The sequence below is a fragment of the Bradyrhizobium sp. P2_E8 genome (genome assembly GCF_056403875.1).
Window position 1 is genome coordinate 1 of sequence record NZ_JBFUES010000699.1, and the last position, 4,195, is coordinate 4,195.

2 protein-coding genes are annotated in these 4,195 nt (G+C 65.4%); both read left to right on the plus strand.

What is annotated here, in order from left to right; genetic code table 11:
• Window positions 1-264 precede the first annotated feature (264 nt).
• Complete coding sequence (locus AC1D00_RS29820; protein ID WP_477013138.1) at window positions 265-1,482, plus strand: efflux RND transporter periplasmic adaptor subunit; 1,218 nt, start codon at window positions 265-267, stop codon at window positions 1,480-1,482.
• On the plus strand, window positions 1,479-4,195 hold a 2,717-nt coding region (locus tag AC1D00_RS29825; protein WP_477013139.1), incomplete at its 3' end, for an efflux RND transporter permease subunit. The genes AC1D00_RS29820 and AC1D00_RS29825, both read left to right, overlap by 4 nt.

Consider the following 4,195-nt stretch of genomic DNA (forward strand, 5'->3'; position numbering starts at 1 on the left):
GATGGGCCGCAGAGCAACGGGCCTAAATGCGCTTGCAGGGGAGGGTGGGAACGTTCTCTTTCATCACCAGACTTAAGCGAGCTCAATCCGACCCTCGCGCCCGCTGCCGTCTCTCTCCCTGTCAACCCATCATCCGGCTAGGTCCCCTCGCCGAGCATTGCGCGAGCCATCGTCTTGAAGATTTCACTATGGCAGCCCATCTTGTGTCCCCCGCGGGTAGGCGCGTACCCTGCGTTTTCTGCGGCTTTTATGCGAGGACCTGGGATGAGCGGACCGGATGGAAGCGAGCAATTTGTCAAAACGCACGATTTCGTTCGGCCGCGGCCTTACGCCATCGCCGGCCTTCTCGCCGCAGCATTTGCGCTCACCGGTTGCGGACAGCCGGCCTCGCAAGCCTCTGCCCCGCCGCCTCCGCCGGTGACGGTCGCCCAGCCGGTCAAGCGCACCGTCACCGATTGGGACGAATTCACCGGCCGCTTCGAGGCGGTGGAGGAGGTGCAGGTGCGCCCCCGCGTCGGCGGCTTCGTCAACTCCGTCGAATTCCAGGACGGCGCCATCGTGCACCAGGGCGATCTGCTCTATGTCATCGACCCGCGTCCGTTCGAGGCGGTGGCTGAGCAGGCTGACGGCCAGCTCTCCGATGCGCGTGCCAAGGTGGAGCTTGCCAAGCGCGAGCTCGACCGCGGCCTCAACCTGGTGCAGACCAGCGCCGTCTCCGAGCAGGTCGTCGACCAGCGCCGGCAGGCCCTGCAGGCCGCGCACGCGGCGGAAGTGCAGGCCGCGGGCGCGCTGAAGGCTGCCAAGCTCAACATCGAATTCACCCATGTGACCGCGCCCCTCACGGGCCGCGTCAGCCGCCATCTCGTCAGCCCCGGCAATCTCGTGCAGGGCAGCGATACCGGCACCTCGACGCTACTCACCTCGATCGTCGCGCTCGATCCGATCTACGTCTATTTCGACATGGATGAGGCGACCTTCATCAAATACAGCAAGCTCTGGTTCGAAGGTAAGCGCYCGAGCTCGCGCGATACGGCGAACCCGGTGCAGGTGACGCTGGCCGGCGAAACCAAGCCCTCGCATGAGGGCACCATCAACTTCCTCGACAACCGCCTCGATGTCTCCACCGGGACCCTGCGCAGCCGCGCGGTGATCAAGAACACCGATCTGTCGATCCTGCCCGGCCAGTTCGGCCGCGTCCGTCTGATCGGCAGCGCGCCCTATGAGGCGCTGCTGATCCCGGATGTCGCCGTTGCGACCGACCAGTCCCGCAAGATCGTGTTCGTGGTCAAGCCTGATGACACCGTCGAAGCGCGCCCCGTGGTGCTTGGGCCGATCGACGACGGCCTGCGGGTGATCCGCGAAGGGCTGAAGGCCGACGACCGCATCATCGTCAACGGCATCCAGCGCGCCCGCGTCGGCGCCAAGGTAGCGCCGTCTCCCGCGCCAGCGCCGGCCGGCGGCAAGCCCGGTGACAAGTCATGAACCTTGGCCGCCTCTCCATCAACCAGCCCATCCTGGCGATGGTGCTGTCGATCGTGCTGCTGATCGTCGGCGCGCTGGCCTACACCACCTTGCCGGTCTCCGAATATCCGCAAGTGGTGCCGCCGACCGTCGTCGTCACCACGCAATATCCCGGCGCCTCCGCGCAAACCGTGTCCGACACGGTCGCCGCTCCGATCGAGCAGCAGATCAACGGCGTCGAGGACATGCTGTATCTCTACAGCCAGGCGACCTCGAACGGACAGCTGACGATCACCGTCACCTTCAAGCTCGGCACCGACCTCGACAAGGCGCAGGTGCTGGTGCAGAACCGCGTCGCGATAGCGCAGCCGCAACTGCCGGACGAGGTGCAGCGCAACGGCGTCGTCACCCGCAAGAACTCACCCGACATCCTGATGGTCGTGTTCATGCTGTCGCCCGACGACAGCTTCGACCAGCTCTACATCTCCAACTACGCGCTGCTCCAGGTCCGTGACCAGCTGCTGCGCATCGACGGCGTCGGCGACATCCAGATCTTCGGCGCCCGCGACTATTCGATGCGGCTGTGGCTCGATCCTGACCGCATCGCCAATCTCGGCCTGACCTCGACCGAGGTGCTGGCGGCGATCCGCGCCCAGAACGTGCAGATCGCGGGCGGGCAGATTGCCGAGCCGCCGATCGCCGACCGCGCCTTCCAGCCGAACCTGACGTTCACGGGGCGCCTGAAGGACCAGAAGCAGTTCGAGGACATCCTGATCAAGGCGGGCTCCGATGGCCGCACGGTGCGGCTGCGCGACGTCGCCCGCATCGAGCTCGGGGCGCTGGCGTACTCCACCAACAGCTTCCTGTTGCGCAAGTCGGCGGTCGCGATGCTGGTGACGCAGCGGCCGGGATCGAACGCGCTCGCGACGGCCAAACACATCTCCGACACCATGACGAGGCTCAAGGAGAGTTTTCCGAAAGGCCTCGATTACAATATCGGCTACAACCCGACCGAATTCATCGCGCAGTCCGTCCACGAACTGATCAAGACCATCTACGAGGCGATGCTGCTCGTGGTCGTCGTAGTGCTGGTGTTCCTGCAGGGATGGCGACCCGCGATCATTCCGATCATCGCGATCCCGGTGTCGCTGGTCGGCACCTTCGCGGTGATGGCGGCGCTGGGCTTCTCCATCAACAATCTCACGCTGTTCGGCCTCGTGCTCGCGGTCGGCATCGTGGTCGACGACGCCATCGTTGTGGTGGAAAATGTGGAGCGCCATCTCGAGCACGGCCTGAGCCGGCGCGATGCCGCGCTCAAGACCATGGAAGAGGTCGGCGGCGCGCTGGTCTCGATCGCGCTGGTGCTGTGCGCGGTGTTCGTTCCGACTGCATTCATCGGAGGCATTTCCGGGCAGTTCTTCCAGCAATTTGCTGTCACCATTGCGGTCGCGACCGCGATCTCCTGCTTCTGCTCGCTGACGCTGTCGCCAGCGCTGGCCTCGCAGATTCTCACCCCGCATGAAGAGAAGCGGCCGCCGGCGAGCTGGAACGTCGTCGCGCGCGGCTGGAATGCCTTCACCGGCGTCTTCAACCGCACGTTCGACCGTCTGGCGCATGGCTATGCCGGCCTTGCCAATTTCGTGATCCGGCACTCGGTGGTGATGATTCTGATCTACGTCGTGCTGATCGGCAGTGCCGGCTGGCTGATCGTGACCACGCCGCAGGGCTTCATCCCGGCGCAGGATCGCGGCTACGTCATCATCTCCGTGCAATTGCCCGGCGCGGCCTCGCTGGCGCGCACCACGGAGGTCGTGCGCGAGATCGAACGCATCTCGCTGGACACGCCGGGCATCGTCCGCGTCGCGGCCTTTGCCGGCTTCTCGGGTGCGACGCGCACGCAGGCCGGCAATGCGGCGGCATTGTTTCCGGTGTTCGACGAGCCCGAGGTGCGCCTGAAGAAGGGGCTCTCGGCGAACGCCATCACGGTCGAGCTGCGCAAGCGCCTGGCCGCGATCCAGGGCGCCTTCATCATCGTGATTCCGCCGCCGGCCGTACCCGGCATCGGCACCGGCGGCGGCTTCACCATCCGCATCCAGGACCGCCAGGGTCGCGGGCCCGAGCTGCTCGCCGCGGCCACCGACGAGCTCGTCGCCGCGGCGCGCAAATCGCCCTTGCTGCTCGCTCCGACGGTGTTCTCGCCGTTCTCAGCCAACACGCCGCAGCTGTTCGTCGACATCGACCGCACCAAGGCGCAAAAGCTCGGCGTGCCCATCGCCAACATCAACGACACGATCCAGACCTATTTCGGATCGACCTATGTCAACGACTTCAACCTCTTTGGCCGCACCTATCACGTCACCGCGCAGGCGGACTTTCCGTTCCGGAAAGAACCGAGCGACCTCTCGCGGCTGCGCACCCGCAACGCCTCCGGCGACATGGTGATGCTCGGCAGCGTGGTCGACTTCAAGGATGTTTCCGGCCCTGACCGCGTCGCTCGCTACAATCTCTATGCAGCATCCGAGCTCCAGGGCGAGCCAGCGCCGGGCGTGAGCTCGACCACGGCGCTCAACACCGTCAAGAAGCTCGCGGACGATACCTTGCCGAGCGGCTTCACCTTCGAATGGACCGACCTCTCCTACCAGCAAATCACCGGCGGCAATGCCGGCCTGCTGGTGTTCCCGATCTGCGTGCTGTTCGTCTATCTCGTGCTCGCCGCGCAATATGGCAGCTGGAC